Origin of the sequence: Peribacillus frigoritolerans, assembly GCF_004358755.1 — a bacterium.
In the GTDB taxonomy this organism is placed as follows: Bacteria; Bacillota; Bacilli; order Bacillales; family Bacillaceae; genus Bacillus_P.
The window spans coordinates 254785-277708 of record NZ_SMZY01000003.1; the positions used below are offsets into that span (position 1 = coordinate 254785).

Here is a 22924-nt window from a genome sequence, read left to right on the forward strand (position 1 = left end):
AAACTATTGTAACAAATTCAAATGACTTTGAAAATCATTTTCAATTAAATGTTGACATTTGAAATCAGAAAAATTAATATTTAATTGTAATTGAAAATCATTATCAAAAGAAAATATGGGGGTAACATCAATGCAAGCTACATATCAAAAAGCATGGCTGGTATTTATTGCAATCGTTTTATCAGCAGTACTTCTTGCAGCGTGCGGAAACGGCGAGAAAGAAGAGTCTGCAGACACTGGCAGCAAAGATAAAGAAAGCGAAGCATATACTGTTGAGCATGCAATGGGCACAACTGAAATTAAGAAAAAACCTGAAAAGGTTGTTATTTTAACAAATGAAGGAACTGAAGCTCTTTTGACTTTGGGTGTTACACCAGTTGGAGCTGTTAAATCATGGTTAGGCGATCCTTGGTATGATCACATCTCTGATGAAATGACTGATGTTGAGGTTGTAGGAGATGAGAGCGCACTTAATGTAGAAGCAATTGCTGCATTAAAGCCTGATTTAATCATTGGAAACAAGCTTCGCCAGGAAGATCAGTATGAAAAATTAAGCCAAATTGCACCTACTGTTTTCTCTGAAACGCTTAAAGGTCAATGGAAAGATAACTTCGAATTCTATGCAAAAGCATTAGACCGCGAAGAAGAAGGCAAAAAAGTCATTGCAGATTATGATGCACGCATTAATGAAATCAAAGAAAAAGCTGGTGATAAACTAAACCAGGATGTTTCTGTAGTCCGTTTCTTAGCTGGATCTACACGCATTTACTATAAAGATTCTTTCTCTGGTGTTATTTTAGAACAGCTCGGCTTCAGCCGCCCTGCTAATCTTGAGAAGCTGTTCTCAGATAATCCGGATGACTTGTTCGCACGTGAAGTAACAAAAGAATTGATTCCAGAAATGGAAGGGGACATCTTGTTCTACTTTACGTATGCTCCTGCTGAATCAAAAGCGGATGCTGAAAAAACAGCTGAAGAATGGACAAAAGATCCGCTTTGGCAAAACCTCAATGCTGTAAAATCAGGCAAAGCTTATCAAGTTGATGATGCGATCTGGAATACAGCTGGAGGAGTTAAAGCAGCTAACTTGATGCTTGATGATATCGAGAAACTAGTTCTCGAGAAATAAATCCGTCTCCCACACAAATTTTAATAGATTGTGTTCACCCTTTTAAACGAAAAAAGTCTTCCAGCCGGAAGACTTTTTTCGTTTTCTCTATATATAAGCATTCATTGCAGATCCCTTAGATTCAACAATTAAATCATAGTATTTAATGGCCAGCATTTTTTCATCCTTATAAGATTTGTTCCAGCAATCATCCAGCCATACATCTGCTATTGCCTGTTTCCGCTGATCTCCTGATTGGGCATCATTAAGCGCAATGGCACTAAGCAGCAGATCGCACATTAATGCGGATAATTTTTTCGCATGAACATTCCAACCCTCTTCTTTTTGTTTTTCCAAAAAAGCGAGCAAATCTTCAAGTTCCATTATCCCGTTATGAACAGCTGAGTTTCCGCAAGAGTTCCTTCTCATCCATCCGAGAAAAGATAAATGAACATCATGTTTTTTGATGAGACGCAATACTTCTAAACCAAGTATATTAGCTGTACCCTCCCATACGGTAAGGACTTGAGAATCTCGCAAAAGTCTTGGCGTTACAAAATCTTCAATGTATCCATTTCCGCCGTGCATTTCAATGGCCTCATGCGAAAATTCAATTGCCTCTTCTGCCGTCTTTGCTTTTAATAGCGCGATGAAAAGACGGGTTAGCGCTTTTTCTTCGTCTGTAGAAGCCTTTTCTCTCATCACCTTTTCAAACAGCTCTATCAATTCAAAACATGCGCTTGTCTGAATTTCCTGCCGCACAGCCATTTTACACAGTGTTTCCTGAATCATCGGAGATTCCGTCAGTTTTTTGCCAAAAGCTTCCCTTTGATCGGCGTAGCCTTTTGCTTCGATGTAAGCTCTTCTCATAATTCCCGCTGAAGCGATGGCATTGCAGATTCTTGAAAGATTAAGGGCCTCCATCATATAGTAAAACCCTCTGGAAGGATCTCCAATCAAGTAAGCTTCCGCTCCGTTTAATTCAACTTCTGCCGAAGGAACAGCCCTTACCCCAAGTTTATCCTTCAGACGTCTGATATGGATTTGATTTGAAGTTCCATCCTCCTTTTTCCATGGAACCAAGAAAAGAGATAATCCTTTTGTTCCAGCCGGCGCTCCCTCTATTCTCGCAAGAACTGCCGCTACCTTGCATGCACCTGCATTGCTTGCAAAATATTTTTCCCCATAAAGCCTGTAGCCTGAAACATTTCTCACAGCCTTCGTTTCATTTGCTCCTACATCAGAACCACCCTGTCTTTCTGTTAAAAAAGTAGCACCTTCATAAAGTTCAACGTCACCTGTTGAAATGACATGCGGCAAAAATTTGGCTTTTAATTCCTCATCTGCATATTCGTCTATTAAATAGGCAGTTGCCATTGTAAGCGTCACTGGACAATAAAAGCCTGATTCTACCTGTGACAAAAGATAGCCTAGAGCATACGAATAGTGATAGTTAGCCTTTCTGTTCAATTCAGGAATGTTCTTATGCAAATAACCGACAATCCCTGTTTTATAGGTGTCCGCAATCGTTTTTTTATATCCTTCGTTCAGCCACACTTCCGAAACATCATTTCCGAACTTATCATAGCGGATAAGTTTCGGCTGTCCCTCTCTGTCCGTATGCGCCGCGCGCTGATCAAATTCTTCAAAACAAAGCTTCTGAAATTCTGTCAGCCTATGAACCGTATATACATAAAGCTCGTCATCCATAAATTTTTTTAGATTAAACAGTAAATTAGCATCTTGCATGTTCAGCACTCCTTTTTATGTAATCGTTTACAATATATTTTACAGAATATTCCCTTCATTTGATATGCGCTTTTTGCATTCTCTGTAAGATATTTGGTAAGCTAACATTAGATATTCCGATAGGAGGGAATCAGTTCATGCTGCAGGCCGCACTCTGGGGAGCTTTTGCTGGTTCCTCTATACTACTGGGAGCTTTGCTTGGCATCTACAAAGAGATACCCCGCAAATTTTTAGGATTCATTATGTCGTTTGGAACGGGTGTCCTGATTGGGGCAGCTTCCTTTGAACTGCTTAGGGAATCTGTGGATGAAGGTGGATTGCTGGCAGCATCGGGCGGATTCATTTTCGGTTCTTTAACATTTACAGTCAGTGAATTGCTTATAAATAAAAAAGGCGGAAGCGACAGAAAACGTTCAAAGCAAAATCCAGAAAACCACTCAGGCGTATCCATTTTCATTGGAACGGTCATTGATGCTATACCGGAGTCCGTTATCATCGGTGTCAGCCTGCTTCAGGAGAATACTGTAAGCTTCTTAATGGTGACAGCCGTTTTCATCAGTAATTTTCCCGAAGGGCTATCAAGTTCTGTCGGTTTGAGAAAAGACGGGTATTCCAAGAAAAGGATTCTCACTATGTGGCTGATCGTTCTACTTCTTTCTTCGCTCAGCTCACTACTGGGTTTCTCTCTGCTTCAAAATGCCGACATTGCAGTGATAGCATTCATAGGTGCCTTTGCAGCTGGAGGCATCATTGCAATGGTAGCCTCGACGATGATGCCGGAAGCATTCGAAGAAGGCGGACCGATCGTAGGATTGATTGCTTCTTTAGGCGTTCTTGCTTCGTTAATTCTCTCAAATCTATAAGAAAAGCGCAGGCGTCTTGCTTAGATCCGACAGGCAGAAAAGTCCGGGTCCCGACTTTTTTGACGGAGACGTTCTGACCGAGGATCCAGGCGCTTCCGCTCGTCATCGATGCGCAAATCATATATAAATTCTGATCGTATAGCAAAAGGCTTCGCACCTGCGAAGCCTTTTGCTCATCCAGTTAAGATGTCTTCATTAGGATATTTAATTTTTTGTTTTTGAGGTTTGGCCAATGAGAATAAGAGCGTCAGCGGTCCTACTTTCCCAATAAACATGATGACGATAATGACTTCTTTTCCAAGATCCGTAAGGCTGCCTGTAATCCCCATTGACAAGCCCACTGTCCCAAAGGCAGATACGATTTCAAACAGGATTTCAATAAAGGACGCTTTTTCAGAAATAGTCAAAATAAAGATTGCTGTTAATACAAACATTAAGCTGACCATTGCGATTGCCAGCGCTTTTAGAATATAGCGGGCATGAATACTTCTTCTTCCAATTGTAATATCTTCTTTTCCACGCAAAAAGGTAATCGTTGCAAGCACAATAATAATCGCAGTAGTAAGCTTGATTCCTCCCGCTGTTGAAGCACTTCCACCGCCAATAAACATCAGAATAATCATGAGAAAAAGTGTTGCTTCATCAAGGCTTGCCATATCCAATGTGTTAAAACCTGCTGTTCTTGGCGATACCGCCTGAAAATAGGAGGCAAGCAATTTTCCGCCTGTTGAAAGATTGCCAAGGGTATCAGGATTTGAGTATTCAACAAAAAAAATGAATAACATGGCAATAACATTGATCACAAGAGTTCCAACTAACATGATTCTGGTATGCAGAGAAAATTTGCTGAACTTCCTTTTTTTCCATATATCAAGGAGTACAGTAAAACCGATGCCTCCGATAATAAATAAAGAAGAAATCACAATATTGACTAATGGATCATTCACATACCGGATAATGTTATCCGGCCATAGAGCAAATCCGGCATTGTTAAAAGCTGAAATGGAATGAAAAAAGCTGTAAAACAGACCTTGTGACCAGCCGAACTCCGGCACCCATCGAAAGGATAAAAAAACCATGGCAATGAATTCAATCATTATAGAGAATAAAAATAAGTATTTAACAAGATTTACAACTCCGCCAATCGAAGTCTGATTAAGAGCTTGTTGCATCACAAGCCTTTCTTTAATGCCTATCTTCTTTCCCAAAACCATATAAGTCAAAATAGCAAATGACATGATTCCAAGTCCGCCAAGCTGGATGAGAACGGCAATAATGGTTTGCCCGAAGGTCGTAAACGTACTTCCAGGATCAACAGTAGCGAGACCTGTAACGGTCATGGCTGAAGCTGAAATAAATAAAGCATCAAGCCATCTGATGGAACCATGTGTCGCGACAGGCAGCTTTAATAGAACAGCGCCAAGAATGATTCCCGCTGCAAATACGATAACAAGCAGCTGAGAAGGATTGAAGCGAAGCATTTTTTGCAGTTTATGTGCAGTGATCACCTACATCCCCTCCTCCTCAAAACGAATGATGTCTTTGTTCCGTCCAATAACAAGAAGAATGTCACCGGATTTGATTGATTCTTCAGCAGGAGGCGACACAATCATCTCTTCATCCCGCTGAATCCCGACAATATTACATCCATATCTTGCCCTGATATCTAAATCAATCAATGTTTTACGGTAAATTTTTGCTGAAGCAATAAGTTCTACCATGCTGTATTCCTTTGACAGTTCAATATAATCAATCATTTTTTCTGAAATAATATGGTGCGCAATCCGCTTTGCCATGTCCCGTTCAGGATGAATGACTTTGTTTACTCCTATTTTGTCTAAAACCTTCTGATGATAGTCATTTTGAGCTTTTGCCCAAACTTGCGGAATCTCCATTTCTTTCAGCAGAAGAGAGGTAAGGATGCTTGCTTCTATATCGTCTCCGAAAGAAACAAAGGCGTGGTCTACGTTGCGGACGCCAAGCTGTTTCAGGGTCGCTTCATCAATTGCATTCGCTTTTACAGCAAGAGTCGCATATTGAGAGTAGTATTGCACCTTCTCTTCGTCTTTATCAACGGCTAAAACTTCAATGCCCATTTCATGAAATTCCTTTACAAGACTTCCTCCAAAACGGCCAAGACCAAACACGGCAAATTGCTTTTTCAACAGGATTTCCTTCTTTCGATACCAATTTTTGCACACAAAAAGACACAGAGGTTCCATGAACCGCTGTGTCTCATTTTTAGGGTCACATTAGTTTCATTATCCTCTCTCAAGAACGCTTGCGAAGTTAGCTGTCGGGTTCGGGCAATGAGAGTAGCCCTACCAGTAAAGGATTCACCCCAAGCTGCAATAATGCCAGCAAAATTGGGTCCCCCGCTCCATAATGGATTAAGCGAATTAAGAATATATGAAATGTATTTATGAAAGTATCTTACTCCTGTTGAATTGGACAGTAAAGAGCCAATTATTGCAGGATTTTGTTATAAATGACCAAATTCGGCTGTTTAAGCGCTTTTAAGTCTTATTTGCTCAGCGTATCTGTTTATTTTAGTATTTTGTGCTAGGTTAAATTGATGTGGGGAAAACCTGGTTTATGAGGTGTGGTGTCCGATGAACAGTATTCATGTTTGAAGGCAGATTCAGCCCGCCTGAATCGTGCTCCTTGGCCGGCTGAACAATTGATCCGTGTTGCACGAAGTGCTGGTGAATATTGATTTCTATCGGTGTAAATCAATGTCATATCAGTTGAACTTGCCAATTTGTCCTAATAAATTAAGGGTCAAATTTAATCATCACAAAAACACCAAGCCCATAAGGACTCGGTGCCGAAATTTACAGTTTAGCCCGCTGCAGTCTAAGAGCATTCAGTACCACGGATACGGAGCTGAATGCCATGGCAGCACCTGCAAGCCACGGGGCAAGAAGTCCGGCTGCTGCTATAGGAATGCCGAGCGTGTTATATCCGAATGCCCAGAACAGATTCTGTTTAATGTTGCGGATTGTCAATTTGCTCATATAAATAGCGTCTGCAATACTGTTTAAATCGCCTCTCATAAGAGTAATATCTGCAGCTTCCATGGCAATGTCGGTACCTGTGCCAATGGCCATCCCGATGTCGGCTGCAGCTAGGGCAGGAGCGTCGTTAATGCCGTCGCCCACCATTGCTACCCGTTTACCCTTGCGCTGAAGCTTAAGTACCTCTTCAGCTTTACCCTCTGGAAGAACTTCTGCTATGACATGTTCAATGCCGGATGCTTTTGCGATGGCATGAGCTGTTCTTTCATTATCTCCAGTCATCATGACAACGTGGAGGCCAAGATGCTTCAATCTTTCAACAGCTGATTTTGATGTTTCTTTGATCGTATCTGCTACGGCAACAAGACCCATCAGTTCGCCATCAATGGCGGCAAGCATCGCTGTTTTTCCTTCTGACTCCAAATGCTGCATTTTTTCCAATACAGCTTCAGTTCTTATGCTGTACATATCCATCAGCTTCTTCGTTCCCACAAGAACCTGCTGATTGGCAACCTTTGCTCTGATTCCATATCCCGGAATCGCTTCAAAGTCAGCCGCATCACTAAGTTCTATCCCTCTTCCTGTCACCCCATTTACAATCGCCTGAGCAAGAGGGTGCTCTGATTGCTTTTCAGCAGAAGCCACAGTCTTTAAGAAGTTCTCCTCTTCTATTTCCCTAACAAGATGTACATCCGTTAACTCTGGTGTGCCATTTGTAACTGTGCCTGTTTTGTCTAAAATGATGGTATCGACTAGATGAGCCGTTTCTAAATGCTCGCCGCCTTTGAACAAAATACCGGCCTCAGCTGCGCGGCCTGACCCTGCCATAATGGATGTCGGTGTTGCAAGACCAAGTGCACACGGACAAGCAATAACGAGTACGGCAATCGTTTTTTCCAATGCACCTGCGAAATTGCCGGGATCGATCCAAAGCAGCCAAATTAGAAAAGTCACAGCAGCAATTCCTACTACAATCGGGACAAAAATACCTGAAATCTGATCGGCCATTCGTTGAATCGGAGCCTTTGATGTTTGCGCCTGTTCTACAACCTTAATGATTTGGGCTAAAGCTGAATCACGCCCCACCTTTGTAGCTTTTATTTTCAAAAATCCATTTTTATTAATTGTAGCTCCAAATACCTGGTCTCCAGCTGCCTTATCTACCGGTATACTTTCACCTGTCAGCATGGACTCATCAAGCGCGGATCTGCCATCAAAAATCTCGCCATCAACGGGAACCTTTTCACCAGGTCTGACAAACACGATATCACCCGCAGCAACTTCTTCAAGAGGAACTTCAATTTCCATTCCATCTCTTTCTATTTTTGCTGTCTTGGCCTGCAGCCCCATTAATTTTTTAATGGCTTCAGACGATCTGCCCTTCGCTCTCACTTCGAACAACTTCCCGAGCAGAATAAGTGTAATCAGCACCGAACTCGTTTCAAAATAAAGCTCTGGCATATGTCCATTATGCCGGACCGACTCAACTGTTAGGTAAAGGCTGTAAAAATAAGCAGCTGACGTTCCTAAAGCTACGAGTACATCCATATTCGCGCTTTTATTTTTTAGCGCTTTGTATGCACCGACATAAAACTGTCCGCCAATAATAAATTGAACAGGAGTGGCTAATAGCAGCTGGAACCATGGATTCATGAAAAGCTCAGGCACATACATCCAAGACGTAAAGGAAAAGTGGCCAACCATTGACCAAAGGAGCGGAATAGAAAGAATGGCAGACACGATAAATTTCCTTTGCTGTTTTTGGATCTCTTTAGCTTTTTTATGGGCGGAATCCGTTTCATTTTCTTTTTTTAAGCTTGCTCCATACCCCAGCTTTTCAACGCGCTTGATTATATCCTGCGGCGTAACAATAGATGGATTATATTCTACGGATCCAGTCTCAAGTGCGAGATTGATTGCTGCTTCCAAGACCCCATCAAGCTTGCTGAGTCCTTTTTCAATTCTTGCTGAACAAGCCGCGCATGTCATCCCGGTGATGGTAAATTCGGCTTTTTCAGATACCACTCCATAACCTAAATTTTCGATCTTCTGACGGATCATTTCAGGGTCCGCCTTCTCTTTATCAAACGTTACAGCGGCTTTTTCAAGTGCAAGGTTTACGTTTGCTTTCTCTATACCATCCATTTTGTTTAAGCCTTTTTCAATTCTGTTTGAGCAGGCTGCACAAGTCATGCCTGTAATCTGAAATTGGGTCTCCTTTAGGTCGCTCATTTCGAATCCCTCCATATACCATATAGGGGTATATTTCATTGAAAAGAAAGCGTGCCGATGATCAGCACGTTTCATTTTTTTAGATTATTGAAAGTATAAAGTTTTGCTCTTTAATGTCCAGCTTCTCGGCCAGAACAGATCCGCAAGTATTAAGCGCCTTTTCTGTCATGCCTGCGCTTAACGGACGATTCTGCTTTTCTATTTATTCTACCTCGTAGCCCTGGTCATCAATTGCTTCTTTAATGACAGCTACATTCACTTCGTTCGGGTTGTAATCTACATCAACTGTTCCTTCGTTTAAATCTACCTTGACCGATTTGACGCCATTAAGTTCGCCAACACTGCCTTCAATTGCTTTCACACAATGATTGCAAGACATTCCCTGAACGTTTAAAGTAACATTTTCCATCAAAAAACACTCCTCTAATTTTTATTTCATTAATCGTTTAACCGTAACTAAAATTTCATCAATAACCTCTAAATCGCCTTCTTGAATACGTCGGGCGAGACAGCTTTTCATGTGGCCTTCTAAAAGCAGCTTGCTGACGGAGTTCAAAGCAGATTGTATGGCTGATATTTGTGTCAGTACATCATCGCAGTAAGTATCTTTTTCAATTAATCCTTTTACTCCGCGGATCTGACCTTCAATTCTGTTTAATCGCGTGACAAGATTTTTCTTTACCGCGTCTGAATGATGGCTTTTCAGGTCCGATCCTGGAACATGACAGCTTTCTGGTTCGTTCATATTTTCAACCATGCCATGCACCTCCTTGTTTATAATTTACCATACCCCCCTACCCTATGTAAAGAGGTAAAATTCAGATTTATTTATTTTTTTCATCCTTCCATTTGTAGCCCGCGCCCCAAACGGTTTGAAGGTGATCATCAATTGGAAATCCGGTTTTTCTCAGCTTTTCTCTGAGATGACGGACGTGGGAATCAACCGTACGATCCTCCGTAACTGCATCATACCCCCAAATGGAATGAATTAAATGCTCACGATTGAATACTTTGTTTCTGTTCTTTAAAAAGATGCCAGCCAGCTGAAATTCTTTAGGCGTGAAGAAGATAGGCTCCCCATTATAGCTTGCCTCCTGGCTTCGTTCATTCCATCTAAGTCCCTTGTATTCCACAGCATGATTGTTTCTGGTTCTTCTTAATATCGCTTCTATTCTTGCCAATAATTCCATTTCATTAAAAGGCTTCGTTATATAATCATCGGCACCTGTCTGCAGTCCTTTTACAATGTCTTCTTGCTGATCTCTTGCCGTCACCATGATGATTGGAACATCTGAAAAGCTTCTGATTTCTTTACACACTTCAAAACCATTCATTTCAGGCATCATCAAATCAAGAATAATAAGTGCTGGCTCTTCCTTTAATACATGGTCTACTGCATTTTTTCCAGACAAAGATTTGATGCACGAATACCCCGCTGGAACAAGATACAGCGCAAGCAGATCCAGCATCAGTTTTTCATCATCTACAAGCAAAATCTTTTTCATCGTTTAATCCTTTCTAAAGCAAATGATAATGGATGTTCCTGAACCAAGCTTACTTTTCGCCCGAACGGTGCCGTCCTCGGCCTCCACTATTTCTTTTACGATAGCAAGACCCAGACCTGTTCCCCCGCTGTGGCGTGACCTTGATTTATCAACTCGGTAAAGTCTGTCAAACACATATGGGAGGTCTTCATCCGGAATACCTATCCCTTGATCTGAAATAACGATTTCAATGTTTCGTTCATGTTCAAGCAGCTTGACTGTAATGGATGTCCCTTTTTCAGAATAATGGATGGCATTGTCCATAATATTGAGGATCACTTGTTCAAATCTTGCCGGATCTATCCAATGCTGAACAGAATAATCTGGTAAAAGAAATTTCACATTCCTGTTTTCATTCATTAAGATAGGATTCATCTTTTCAATCGTTTTTTTAATAAAAGTGCCGAGATCCAGTTTCACTTTTTCAATCTGAAAAGAATGTTGATCAAGCTTGGCGAGTTCAAACAGCTCACTCACAAGCTTTGATAAATGCTCTGTCTGTTCCCTTATAATCGTTAAATATTTTCCCTGATCAGCACTGGACAATCCAGGCCTCTGCGCAACATCTGCATACCCTTTAATATACGTGAGGGGGGTACGCAATTCATGGGCAATGCTTGCTAAAAATTCATTTCTTTCCTTTTTTAAATGAGATAAATCATCAGCAAGTTTTTGAATGGACTGTCCAAGCTCTCCAAGCTCATCGTTTCTCTGCATATGAAGCTTAACTGAAAAGTCCCCTTCGCTAAGACGTTCAGTCGCACGTTTCATGGAGAGCAGCGGTTTTGTCACGATTTTTGATAAAAACACAACCGCAATGATTGTTAAAATAACAGATACGGTTCCGATAAATATGAAATGATCATTCAATCTCGCAATCATTGACTGAAGAGATTCCGTGCCTTTAAACATATAAACAAACCCAGTGGTTTCGCCATTCTTCTCTATTGGACTGACAGACCAGATAAAAGGACTGTTTTGCCAGTTGGAAAGAGCGTCCTTTTCATCATCACCACGGGCATTGACTGCCTGCTGCATGAAAGGATGAATCTCTTTAGAAGAATGAAGAATTTTCCTGTCTTCATTTGTGAGGACAACATCTGTATCTGCTTCGGATTCCATTAACACCACATGCTCCATTGTCGTTTCATCATGATGCTTGTTCAGGACATCGCGGTGGCTGTTTCCCCTTGTCTGGAGGGCGGCCACCTCTTCATTTACCCGTGTATTGACCAGGCTTCGGTATAAGAATAAAAAAAGGCATGTTTCTACTATAAGAATAATTGTAAAAAATAATAGTCCTATCTTTATGGCCAGTTTGTTCATCTATGAAACTCCTTGAGAGGACAAGTACCTGTGTTAGTCCTTCGGTATGATAAGTTTAACAGTACCAAATACTTGTGCATTTTTGGTGCAGAATCAGAAAAAATGCTAAAAAAAAGCGGCCCATGTCAGGCCGCTTTGATCATTAAGACAATTTCTCTTCCATATCAGGAATTTTGAAATCTCCGTGTTTCTTTTCTGTTTCAGCTACAATGACTGCACAAGCTGCATCACCAGTGATGTTGACTGCTGTACGGGCCATATCAAGCAAGCGGTCGATACCGATGATTAAGGCAATACCCGCTACTGGGAGACCTACAGAGTTTAAAACCATCGCAAGCATGATCAGTCCAACACCTGGAACACCAGCGGTACCAATTGATGCGAGAACAGCTGTCAATACGACAGTAATCAATTGAGTGAAAGAAAGGTCAATATTATAAACTTGAGCAATAAAGATTGTTGCCACACCTTGCATAATGGCTGTTCCATCCATATTAATCGTTGCACCCAGTGGCTGAACGAAGCTTGAAATCGGCTCTGGAACTTTCAGACGCTTCTGCGCCGTTTCCATAGATACAGGAAGGGTTGCATTACTGCTTGAAGTACTGAAAGCTACAGCCATCGCAGGAGCAAAATTCTTAAAGAACCAGATCGGACTTTGCTTTGCCAGGAAAAGAATGGATGATCCATAAGTGACGATTGCATGAATCACTAAGGCAAGAAGGACCACTCCCATGTAAAGTCCCATAGCTTTAAGTGCGTCTAAACCCTGACTGCCGACAGCAGTTGCGATAAGACCAAACGTACCATATGGAGCGAATTTCATTACAACGTTTACTAGGTACATCATCAAATCGTTTCCTTGTTCAACTACTTTATATAGCGTACTCGCTTTTTTGCCCAGGAACGTAATTCCAAGTCCTACAAAAATTGAGAAGATGATGATTTGAAGCATGTTACCGTCAGCGAATGCTTTAATAGGATTTGTAGGAATCATATTTAAGAATGTTTCAGCAACAGAAGGAGCTTCTTCAGCTTTATACTCAGCAGACTTTGTATCGAATTCACCTACGTTGCCAGGCTGAATTGTCAGTGCAAGAAATAAGCCGATTACAATTGCTATTGCCGTTGTTACTAAAAAGTAGGAAACCGTTTTAACGCCGATTCTGCCTAATTTCTTTGGATCTCCCAAGCCTGCAACCCCAAGAGTAATAGAAAAGAAGACAATTGGTACAACGAGCATATTAATTAAGTTTAAAAAGATTTTTCCAAGCGGGGTAAACAGGAACGTATCTAACTGTTTAAATAAATCCGGAGCCGTGATATTAAGGATAAGACCGACAATGGCACCCAGAATAAGACCAATGATGATTTTCGTTGCTAGTTTCATATAAAACCTCCGTAATATAGTAATAGATGATAACTTTTTATTCCCAAAAATGCGGGAAGGAGAAACATAAATGTGAGATTTTTTTGAAAAATACAAAAAACCGCGAGAGAATTCTCGCGGTTGTATTCGTCAATTTGAATAATTATGACTTTTCCACAGATGAGTCTCTCCAGCGCATACGAGGTTAGCTGTCGGATTCGGACGAAGAGTTGTCCTACCTATTACTTTAAGGATTCACCCCAGTGCGTTTGCACAGTTCGGTTCCCCCGTTCCCGTTAAGGATTAAGCGTATATTTATTAAGTTATACTACTATTCTAAATAAAAGATCACATTTTGGCAAATATTAAAATTTGCCTTTAGTTGGATTTAAACATAATATTTAGCAGAAAACGTTATTGTTTAAGGAGATTTAAACTATGAAAAATTGGCTTAAAAGATTTTTTCTGATAGCTTCAGCAGGGTTGATTCTCACCTTCGCAGGATTTTATATTTGGTCCCAAATCACCTATAAACCTGCAGCAGAACTGTTTAACTCTACAAATATACAGAATCAAAATGAAAAAAACGGATATTTTTTGTTTCAGCCTGAAAATCAACAAACGAGTAATGGCATCATCCTCTATCCTGGAGCAAAGGTTGACCCGAAAGCATATGCTTATCTTGCAGAGCAGATGACTCAAAAAGGGGTCACTGTCGTTATTCCGAAAATGCCTTTTAACCTTGCTATTGCAGGCATCAATAAAGCAGATACCATCATAAGTGAAAGAGACGAGATTAAAAATTGGTTTGTTGGAGGACACTCTCTCGGAGGTGCGGCTGCATCTATTTATGCATATGAACATCATGAAAATATAAAAGGGCTTTTTCTTCTTGCTGCTTATCCGACAGATTCCAGCGATTTTTCAAACTCAAATTTCCCAATTCTGACCATCTATGCCGAAAAAGATGGCTTAACAACTCTCAATGACATTCAAGAAAAAAAACATCTTTTGTCCAAGAATACGGTTTACTACAAAATTAATGGCGGAAACCATGCCCAATTTGGCATTTACGGGGAACAAAAGGGAGATAACAACGCAGATATCAACGTCTTTATTCAGCAGGATCAAATCATACGGGAGATTGACCGGTGGATCCAAAATATTGATTCATAAAGAAAAACGGACAATAAACCTCTGTCCGTTTTCAGATTTTTTTTATTTAGTCGCTTCCAAAAACTCTTCCACATCCTGCACTGTAAGCTGAACTGCTTTTCTCCAGAAATCTTCTTTTGTTAAATCCACACCCAAGTGTTTCATAGCCAAATCTTCCACCTGCATGGAACCGGTATCTTTTAAAAGAGCGATGTATTTCTCTTCAAATGCAGCTCCTTCTTCCAATGCTTTCGCATATATCCCCAATGAGAACAGGTAGCCAAACGTATATGGGAAATTATAAAACGGCACCCCGGTAATATAGAAATGCAGCTTAGACGCCCAGAAATGAGGATGGTACTCTCCTAAAGCCTCACAATAAGCTTCTTTTTGAGCAGCTTCCATTAATTGATTTATTTTTTCCGTACTGACGATTCCTTTTTTGCGTTCCTCGTAAAAAGAAGTTTCAAAGATGAAGCGGCCGTGTATATTCATGAGCAGTGCAACACTTCTTTGCACTTTATCTTCTAAAAGTGCCAAACGTTCCTCATCAGATTTTGCTTTTTTAACAGAAGCATCCGCCACAATCATTTCAGCAAATGTTGATGCTGTTTCAGCTACGTTCATCGCATAATTTCGGTTTAGCGGATGCACTCCCGCCATTGCATGCTGATGGAAAGCATGGCCCAGTTCATGTGCAAGGGTTGCGATATTTGACGGGGTACCAGAGAATGTCATGAAGATTCTTGACTGGTCACTTTCGGCAAAACTTGTGCAAAAGCCTCCAGGGGCTTTTCCCGGACGATCTTCTGCTTCGATCCAGCGATCCTCAAATGCTTTTTTAGTAAATGAAGTCAGCTCTTCTCCAAAGTTGCTGAATTGATCTAAGATAAATTCAGCTCCCTCCTGGTAGCTGACCTTTGTTTCTTTCCCGCCGATCGGCGCATCCAGGTCGTACCAGCTAAGTTTATCGACACCAAGCAAATCTGCTTTTCTTTTTAAATAGCTTACAAGGGGCTGTTTATTCTCTGAAATCACTTTCCACATGACATCAAGCGTCTCGCGCTTCATTCTGTTGATTTCAAGCGGCTCACTCAGAACATCGTTCCAGCCCCGCTTTTCATATACATCCAGCCTAAAACCAGATAGATGGTTCAGCGTATGGGCAAATAAATCTGCATTGCTTCCCCATGCCTTTTCCCATTCTTCAAACACAGATTTTCTGACAGATCTGTCCGCACTTGAAAATTTATTGGCTGCCTGTCCTACAGACAATTCATGTACTTTTCCATCCTCTTTGTACGGTATTTTCACTTTGGAAACGAGAGTATCATAAAGCTGTCCCCACGCATGATAACCGTTCACTGACAAGGCATTGATCAGTGTTTCCTGATCCATCTCCAATTTGTTTTTTGCTCTATTCCGGCGTTCGTTCAGGGCAAATTTCAATTCAATTAAGGCCTCAGCATTTACTAGCTCAGCCCAAACTGTATCGTCTGCTTTTACAAGCTTTTGGTCAAAGGCTGCCAATGCATTTTGAAACTGAGAACTGAGTTGAGTAATCTTCCCCCGCAGGACTGCAGCATGCTTATCATTTGTATCCTGAGCCTGCAGGCATCCGACAAAGGCCCCTGCCTGCCTCATTCTTTTTGCAATTCCCTGAAACTTCTCAAGAACATCTTCTAAAAGTACGCTATCTTCTTTTGTTTGAGGCACTTTAATACGCTCAGCCTGCTCCTTAAATGCAGGAACATCCTGTTCAAGCTCCTCTAAATACTTTTTAAATGCTTCTGAATTGCTCCCGCCTTCAAAAAACACATCCAAATCCCATTTTTCAGCGAATGTAGCAGCTTTCATCGCCATTCCTCCCATTATGTATTTCGGAACACTAAATAATCCCTCCATTCACATTATAAAACAATTAACGAAAAATTCGTACAATTAAACAGCTAAAAACAAAAGAAAAAGGCTTGACGAAGTGTCATAGCCTTTCTGAATTTATTTTATTTTGCTTGTTTATCTGATTTTACATCATCGTCGTCCATAAGGCCTTTAGTAGCATTCTTAAACTCTCGCAGAGTTTTGCCTGCTGCTTTACCTAATTCAGGCAATTTTTTCGGTCCGAAAAGAAGCAATGCAACAAAGACGATCAACATAATTTCGCCGAATCCTAAGTTCATTATGAACCCTTCTTCCATATCAATTTAATAGATTATTTATCAGTAAAAAGAAAACGCTACCTTTGTAAATTATAGTTGATTTATCCATGAATTGCAAAATGAAATTCGGCAATAATCTTTAGGGAAAATATAGAAATACATAAAATCCATTGACAAACGCAAGTTGAGTTGGTAGTTTTATTTTATTCAAATACTATTTTTACTATAAATCCTCACTATAATCTCGGTGAGGTAGAGGTTGCACCAATTAAGAGTAGATTGCAAGAGGCTAGTGGAGCTGTTGACTGCAAATTCGAAAGGACTTGGTGCCGAAGTTTGAAACAGCCACTTTGTTTCTTGCTGGGACTGTATCGAATAGGTACTGGACTGCCACAGGTAAATCTGTGGAGTGCTATCATGAGATTTCGAGTGAGTTTTTTGTGTATTTTTGCGCATGGACTTGTTCCATGCGCTTTTTGTTTGCCAAAAATGATCCATTTAATCAAAAAATACACACACTAATCATGCAGCCATAATATTTGGTTCTATTTATAGGAGGTTTCAGCAGTGAAACAGAAAAAATGGGGATTTTGGCTTTTAACAGCCTTTGTTGTAGGAAATATGGTGGGCTCTGGTATTTTCATGCTGCCGAGCACACTGGCGCAAACCGCAAGTCCGCTTGGTGTCACAAGCGCCTGGCTCGTAACCGGATTTGGTGTATTAATGATTGCACTCGTATTCGGAAATTTATCAATCCGCAGACCTGACCTTACAGCTGGTCCGCAAAGCTACGCAAAAGCTTTATTTGATACCCCGAAAAAAGGAAATGTCGCCGGGTTCAGCATGGTGTGGGGATATTGGGTCGCAAACTGGATCAGCAATGTCGCAATCATCACAAGCTTCGCAGGTTATCTTTCTACATTCTTTCCGATTATGTCAGACGAAACCATTCTTTTTTCAGTTGGCTCTCAAGATATTCAATTAGGAAGAGCTGTTACATTTATTGTTTGTACCATTTTGCTTTGGGGCACTCATACTATTCTTTTAACGAACTTGAGCGGAGCAGGCAAATTGAATTTTGTCGCTACTGCATCAAAAGTAATCGGTTTTATGCTTTTCATCATCGCTGGTTTATTTGCACTGGAGTCAGCAGCGTTTGGAGAATTTTATTTCCCGGTGGAAGTAGAGCCTGGTGTGACATACGGGCTAACAAATCAAGTTCAATTTGCTGCTATTTCGACTTTATGGGCATTCGTAGGAATTGAGTCGGCAGTCATTCTGTCAGGTCGCGCGTCTTCTCAGCGTGATGTAAAAAGAGCGACCATCACCGGCTTAATCATTGCTGTATTCATCTATATGATTATCACGCTTATCACAATGGGTGTTCTGCCGCACGATCAGCTTCAGTCATCTGACAAACCGTTTGTAGATGTACTCTCTGTCATAATTGGCGATGCCGGTGCAAATGCAATGGCACTATTAGCAGTTGTATCTTTATTTGGATCAACGATCGGATGGATTCTGCTTTCATCTGAAGTGCCGTACCAGGCTGCAAAAACAGGGATTTTCCCATCTTTCTTTGCGAAAACAAATAAAAAAGGCAGCCCTAAAAATGCCTTGCTGATTACGAATTTGATGTCTCAGATCTTTATTTTCTCAACGATTTCCGGAACCATCAGTGAAGCTTATACATTCTTAACAACATCAGCTACACTTGCTTATCTATTCCCATACCTTGTATCGTCTATTTTCTTCTTGAAGCTGATTGCTAAAGGAGAGACATATGATTTAATTCAAGGGTCGAGAGTAAGAGACGGAATCATTGCTTCACTTGCCTGTATATATTCAGTATGGGTGATTGTTACAGGAACAGCTGATTTAAAAACATTTATCCTGGGAGTCGGCCTTTTCTTAGCCGGATTTGTGATTTATCCGTTTTTAACCAAATATATGAAAAAACAAGATACAGGATCAACCATATAATAGAAGGCTGCATGTTGAATGCAGCCTTTTTTTAATTCCTTTTCACAGCAAAAAGCTGATTTGCACAGTACTCAATAATTTCCCTTCTTCTAATTATCCCTATAAAGGTTCCCTGATCGTCTGTAACAGGTACGAAATTCTGTTCCATCGCTCTTGAAATAATGTGCTCCATTTCAGCATGAATGGGAATTGGTTCATTCTTTCGATGGTAGTTAAGTTCGGATAACCGAATTGTTTCTGTGTTATAGAAATGCAAGTCAGGAGTGTTTTTCATCATCCAAAGCAAATCACCTTCTGTCAGCGTTGTTACATACTTCCTTTCATCATCAAGCAGCGGAACGGCTGAATAGCGGTGATATTCCATTCGTTCAAGCGCCTGCCTCATAGTGGCTTTTATGTTTAAATAAACAACTTCCTTTTTGGGTATAAGGAAAAAAGCAATATTCATTTCTCCTGAACTCCTTTAAGATCGTCCATCTGACACGATGTGAATATCAATATTCTCTGTCTTTCTCATTATGGTATTCACGATGGAACCCTTTCTAATTTCTTCCCACCTTGTTCTCGCTGACTGCCCGAGAAGGATTTGAGTAATGTGATACTGTTTGGCAATATCAATAATGACCTGCGCAGGCTTGCGGCCGCCTTCCTGCTCCAGCAAAAATACAGCATTAAATTGAGAGGCAAGTATTTTCCATTGCTCCGTTCTTTCCCTTATTTCCTGTGTAAACGCCTCAGGGGAATTCTTCGTTACATTCAGAATAAACAACTGAGCTTTTAGGCGATTCGCCATCCGCCATCCTCTTCTGATTAATTTCTCGGCAGTTGGCCCATACCCGACACATACCAAGATTTTTTCATGAACACCTATAGGACCGTTCACCAAATTACCGCTGATCTGCTCCATCTTTTCGTCTACATCATCTGCTACTTCTCTCAAGGCAAGTTCTCGCAGCGATGATAGATTGGTTACTGTAAAAAAATGAGTAAGGCTCTGCTCAATTTTTTCTGAGGCATAGATTTTCCCTTCTGCGAGCCGCTTCCGAAGGGTTTCGGGAGTAACATCAATCAGCTGAACTTCATGGGCATCCTGAACGAACAAATCCGGTATCCTCTCTCTTACTGCCACTCCCGTTATTTGCTGTACTATGTCATGAACGCTTTCTAAATGCTGGATATTCACCGCAGACAGCACATTAATGCCGGCATTTAAGATTTCTTCTACATCCATATATCTCTTTTTATTTTTTGATCCCGGAATGTTGGTATGGGCCAGTTCATCAATCACAATGACTTTAGGCTTTCTTTGTATGATGGCATCCACATTCAGTTCTCTAAAAATACTTCCTTTATACTTCATCTCTTTTAGAGGAACCACTTCCATATCTTTAATCAGTTCCTCTGTTTCTTTTCTGCCGTGACATTCAATCAGCCCTATCACAACATCGATGCCTTCGAGTTTTAAATCATGGGCATCCTGCAGCATTTTATACGATTTACCGACTCCGGGAGCTGCCCCGACGTAAAGTTTCAGCTTCCCCCTTTTCATGTCTGCAATTTCATCAAGCAGCTCCTGTGGGGTTTTCCGTCTGAAATAAGGGTGTTTTTCACTCATTGATTCACCTCTTTAAAGATGATTGACCTCAGCCTTAATGACAGCTGAGGTGCACATTCATCATTCATTCAGCATGTTTTTTAAGTCCAGATTTAATTGAAGGACGTTAACTCTTTCTTCTCCAAACACTCCAAGTTCCCTTCCTTGAACATGCTTCGTGATCAGTTTTTCAAGCTCTGATTGTTTGATTCCTGCTGCTTCTGAAACTCGATTGACTTGAGCATATGCCGCTTTTGGGCTTATATGCGGATCCAGTCCGGAGCCCGAATTTGTCAGCAGATCATTGGGCACTTCACTGATTGGCGTTTCCGGATTGTTTTTCTTCCATTCTTCGATGGATTCTTGCGTTCTCTTCAGCATATCTTCATTGGATGGTGCATAGTTATTGGATCCTGAGCCGGCGCCATTATTGTCTATACTTGAAATTCTTCCATGAAAATAGCTGTCTCCTGCAAAGGTCTGCCCGATAAGCTCAGAACCTATCACATTGTGATTCTCATCATATACTAAGCTTCCATCTGCCTTTGCAGGAGAAATGGTTTGGGCAATCCCTGTTACTGCAGCTGGGTAAACCAATCCGCAGACAGCCATTAATATTAAGCTCATTCTGATAATCGGACCGATGATCGATTGATTTTCTTCCACTTTAAAAAACCTCTTTTCTTCTTATATAAATAAAGCAAGAACTACATCTATGATTTTTATTCCGATGAAAGGAACCAGTACTCCCCCAAAACCGTATATAAGCAAGTTTCTTCTCAGCAAAGCATTCGAACTCATCGGTTTATAGCTGACGCCTTTCATAGCGAGAGGTATCAGAATTGGAATAATGACCGCGTTGAAAATGAGTGCTGAAAGAATAGCTGATATCGGTGAATCAAGTCTCATGATATTCAGCACGTTCATTTCAGGAATGGCAAGCATGAACATCGCAGGAATGATGGCAAAATATTTCGCGATATCGTTGGCAATGCTGAAGGTTGTCAAAGCCCCCCGTGTCATCAGCAGCTGTTTTCCGATTGAGACGACTTCAATAATTTTCGTTGGATTTGAATCTAAGTCCACCATATTCGCTGCTTCCTTGGCAGCTGCCGTACCGCTGTTCATGGCAAGACCAACATCCGCCTGGGCGAGAGCTGGAGCATCATTTGTACCATCGCCCGTCATCGCAACAAGCTTGCCTTGTAATTGTTCATACTTAATGACTTCAATTTTATCCTCAGGCTTGCATTCTGCAATAAATTCATCAACGCCTGCTTCTTTAGCGATTGTTGCTGCTGTAAGTGGATTGTCGCCTGTACACATGACGGTCTTGATTCCCATGCTGCGAAGCTTGTCAAAACGTTCTTTCATGCCTGGCTTTACTGTATCCTTCAAGTAAATCAGCCCAAAAATCTGATCGTTCATGGCAACAGCAAGAGGTGTGCCTCCAGCCTTTGATATTTCATCTGTTTTCCGGTCTAAATTAGAAGGAATGGTTCCGCCTTGCGAGAGAACCCATTTCTTCACGGCATCTACCGCTCCCTTTCTGACAACACTTCCATCAGCCAGGTCCATTCCGCTCATGCGCGTTTCTGCCTTAAACTGAATGAACGTTCCGCCGGCTGCAAGAGCTGTTTTATAAGAAAGCTGTTTTTTCTCCAGCAAATCAAGGATTGATCTTCCTTCAGGTGTCTCGTCTTCAAGTGAACTGATGGCTGTCCACTGAGCCAGATCCTGCATAGCGTGATTTCCGACGGGAATAAACTCACTTGCCATCCTGTTCCCAAACGTGATTGTTCCTGTTTTATCTAAAATGATGGTATTAATATCGCCAGCAGCTTCAACCGCTTTCCCTGACATGGCAATCACATTGAATTGTGTAACCCGGTCCATCCCCGCGATCCCGATCGCTGACAGCAGACCGCCGATTGTCGTTGGTATTAAGCACACAAGCAAGGCAATCAATACTGGAATTTCAAGCTGGAAGCCGAGATAATTTGTATAAAAAGGCAATGTGCAAACCACAATCATAAAGATAAGAGTCAAGCTTGTTAAAACTGTATTCAAAGCAATTTCATTCGGAGTTTTTTGACGCTGTGCCCCTTCAACAAGCGCAATCATTTTATCAAGGAATGAGTCGCCGGGATCACTCGTAATTTTCACCTTGATTTGATCGCTGACAACCTTTGTGCCGCCTGTAACGGAGTTGAAGTCCCCTCCCGCTTCTTTGATCACAGGTGCAGATTCTCCTGTAATGGCTGATTCATCTACAGAGGCAAGCCCTGAAATGACCTCTCCGTCCCCTGGAATAAATTCACCCCTTGAAACGATGACGACATCTCCTTTACGGAGCGAAGCGGAATCTGTTTTTTCCACTTCACCATTCGGTTTTACCTTATTTGCTGTCATTTCTTTTTTTGAATTTTTAAGGGAATTCGCCTGTGCCATTCCCCGGCCCTCTGCAAGAGCTTCTGCGAAGTTCGCAAAAAGAACTGTGAACAGTAGAATGAAGGAAACCGTTAAATTAAACCAGACATTGACCTCAGTTGAACCAAAAGCAGACGGGACAAATGTAAGAAGCAGTGTTAGTGCAAATCCGATTTCGACAATGAACATGATCGGATTTTTCACCATAACCCGCGGATCCAATTTGATAAAGGATGCTTTAATGGCGTTCCCTATCAATCCCTTATCAGCAGGCTTTTTGTGTTCTCTGTTTTGATTAACCGGCTGCATCTGTTTATCTGCTTCGTTTTGATCATACCTCTCAGCAGTCTTTTCTGCTGTTGCTATAGATGGCTTACTCATTTCAAATCCTCCAA

Annotated in this window: 19 protein-coding genes and 3 riboswitches; of the genes, 4 read left to right on the forward strand and 15 right to left on the reverse strand. The window is 41.2% G+C overall.

All coding sequences use genetic code 11. The features are described from left to right. Positions 1–130: 130 nt before the first annotated feature. Entirely contained in the window at positions 131–1129 is a 999-nt protein-coding gene (locus tag E2R53_RS14785; RefSeq protein ID WP_133312517.1) for an ABC transporter substrate-binding protein, read from the forward strand. Between the two features lie 87 nt (positions 1130–1216). Here the strand turns inward: E2R53_RS14785 and E2R53_RS14790 are convergent, their stop codons facing one another. Further along, positions 1217–2857, reverse strand: coding sequence for an acyl-CoA dehydrogenase family protein (locus E2R53_RS14790; RefSeq protein WP_133312518.1), 1641 nt, complete (start codon positions 2855–2857; stop codon positions 1217–1219). A gap of 137 nt (positions 2858–2994) precedes the next feature. Between E2R53_RS14790 and E2R53_RS14795 the strand changes: the two genes are divergently transcribed. Next, positions 2995–3720, forward strand: coding sequence for a ZIP family metal transporter (locus E2R53_RS14795; protein WP_133312519.1), 726 nt, complete (start codon positions 2995–2997; stop codon positions 3718–3720). Between the two features lie 173 nt (positions 3721–3893). On the opposite strand, the gene E2R53_RS14800 is transcribed toward E2R53_RS14795, so the two are convergent. The 8 genes from E2R53_RS14800 to E2R53_RS14835 form a co-directional block, all read right to left on the reverse strand. After that, positions 3894–5201, reverse strand: coding sequence for a TrkH family potassium uptake protein (locus E2R53_RS14800; RefSeq protein WP_133313075.1), 1308 nt, complete (start codon positions 5199–5201; stop codon positions 3894–3896). A 27-nt stretch (positions 5202–5228) separates the two neighbouring features. Next, on the reverse strand, positions 5229–5885 hold the full coding sequence (locus tag E2R53_RS14805; protein WP_133312520.1) for a potassium channel family protein: 657 nt from the start codon (positions 5883–5885) through the stop codon (positions 5229–5231). Between the two features lie 98 nt (positions 5886–5983). Next, positions 5984–6127, reverse strand: a riboswitch (cyclic di-AMP (ydaO/yuaA leader). 427 nt (positions 6128–6554) lie between these two features. After that, the gene (locus E2R53_RS14810) at positions 6555–8969 is read right to left on the reverse strand and encodes a heavy metal translocating P-type ATPase (RefSeq protein ID WP_133312521.1); all 2415 of its coding nucleotides are present in this window, start codon (positions 8967–8969) and stop codon (positions 6555–6557) included. 202 nt (positions 8970–9171) lie between these two features. Continuing rightward, positions 9172–9378 carry a copper chaperone CopZ gene (copZ, locus tag E2R53_RS14815; RefSeq protein WP_133312522.1) on the reverse strand — a complete coding sequence of 69 codons (207 nt, stop codon included), beginning with the start codon at positions 9376–9378 and terminating at the stop codon, positions 9172–9174. 21 nt (positions 9379–9399) lie between these two features. Then, positions 9400–9726: a metal-sensitive transcriptional regulator gene (locus tag E2R53_RS14820; RefSeq protein WP_133312523.1), complete on the reverse strand. Its 327-nt coding sequence runs from the start codon at positions 9724–9726 to the stop codon at positions 9400–9402. 67 nt (positions 9727–9793) lie between these two features. Further along, the gene (locus E2R53_RS14825; protein ID WP_133312524.1) at positions 9794–10474 is read right to left on the reverse strand and encodes a response regulator transcription factor; all 681 of its coding nucleotides are present in this window, start codon (positions 10472–10474) and stop codon (positions 9794–9796) included. Positions 10475–10477: 3 nt separating this feature from the next. Next, on the reverse strand, positions 10478–11839 hold the full coding sequence (locus tag E2R53_RS14830; protein WP_133312525.1) for a sensor histidine kinase: 1362 nt from the start codon (positions 11837–11839) through the stop codon (positions 10478–10480). A 142-nt stretch (positions 11840–11981) separates the two neighbouring features. Further along, on the reverse strand, positions 11982–13229 hold the full coding sequence (locus E2R53_RS14835; RefSeq protein ID WP_133312526.1) for a dicarboxylate/amino acid:cation symporter: 1248 nt from the start codon (positions 13227–13229) through the stop codon (positions 11982–11984). Positions 13230–13387: 158 nt separating this feature from the next. Then, a riboswitch (cyclic di-AMP (ydaO/yuaA leader) is annotated at positions 13388–13528 on the reverse strand. A gap of 118 nt (positions 13529–13646) precedes the next feature. Here E2R53_RS14835 and E2R53_RS14840 point away from each other — a divergent pair. After that, the gene (locus tag E2R53_RS14840; protein ID WP_133312527.1) at positions 13647–14384 is read left to right on the forward strand and encodes an alpha/beta hydrolase; all 738 of its coding nucleotides are present in this window, start codon (positions 13647–13649) and stop codon (positions 14382–14384) included. 42 nt (positions 14385–14426) lie between these two features. Here E2R53_RS14840 and E2R53_RS14845 read toward each other — a convergent pair whose 3' ends face one another. Together E2R53_RS14845 and E2R53_RS14850 are read right to left on the reverse strand one after the other, a co-directional pair. Next, positions 14427–16220 carry a M3 family oligoendopeptidase gene (locus E2R53_RS14845; RefSeq protein WP_133312528.1) on the reverse strand — a complete coding sequence of 598 codons (1794 nt, stop codon included), beginning with the start codon at positions 16218–16220 and terminating at the stop codon, positions 14427–14429. 146 nt (positions 16221–16366) lie between these two features. Continuing rightward, positions 16367–16543 carry a twin-arginine translocase TatA/TatE family subunit gene (locus tag E2R53_RS14850; protein ID WP_133312529.1) on the reverse strand — a complete coding sequence of 59 codons (177 nt, stop codon included), beginning with the start codon at positions 16541–16543 and terminating at the stop codon, positions 16367–16369. Between the two features lie 224 nt (positions 16544–16767). Continuing rightward, positions 16768–16945, forward strand: a riboswitch (Lysine riboswitch). A gap of 144 nt (positions 16946–17089) precedes the next feature. Between E2R53_RS14850 and E2R53_RS14855 the strand changes: the two genes are divergently transcribed. Further along, positions 17090–18505 (forward strand): amino acid permease, encoded by a 1416-nt coding sequence (locus E2R53_RS14855; protein ID WP_286166212.1) that lies wholly within the window; start codon positions 17090–17092, stop codon positions 18503–18505. A 31-nt stretch (positions 18506–18536) separates the two neighbouring features. Here the strand turns inward: E2R53_RS14855 and E2R53_RS14860 are convergent, their stop codons facing one another. From E2R53_RS14860 to kdpB, 4 genes are read right to left on the reverse strand one after another with little or no spacing between them, the layout of a single operon-like run. Further along, complete coding sequence (locus tag E2R53_RS14860; protein ID WP_133312530.1) at positions 18537–18953, reverse strand: CBS domain-containing protein; 417 nt, start codon at positions 18951–18953, stop codon at positions 18537–18539. 15 nt (positions 18954–18968) lie between these two features. Further along, the gene (kdpDN, locus tag E2R53_RS14865; RefSeq protein ID WP_133312531.1) at positions 18969–20120 is read right to left on the reverse strand and encodes a KdpD-like non-kinase potassium sensor; all 1152 of its coding nucleotides are present in this window, start codon (positions 20118–20120) and stop codon (positions 18969–18971) included. A 60-nt stretch (positions 20121–20180) separates the two neighbouring features. Next, positions 20181–20765, reverse strand: coding sequence for a potassium-transporting ATPase subunit KdpC (gene kdpC / locus E2R53_RS14870; protein WP_133312532.1), 585 nt, complete (start codon positions 20763–20765; stop codon positions 20181–20183). A 21-nt stretch (positions 20766–20786) separates the two neighbouring features. After that, the gene (kdpB, locus tag E2R53_RS14875; protein WP_133313077.1) at positions 20787–22838 is read right to left on the reverse strand and encodes a potassium-transporting ATPase subunit KdpB; all 2052 of its coding nucleotides are present in this window, start codon (positions 22836–22838) and stop codon (positions 20787–20789) included. Between the last annotated feature and the right edge of the window lie 86 nt (positions 22839–22924).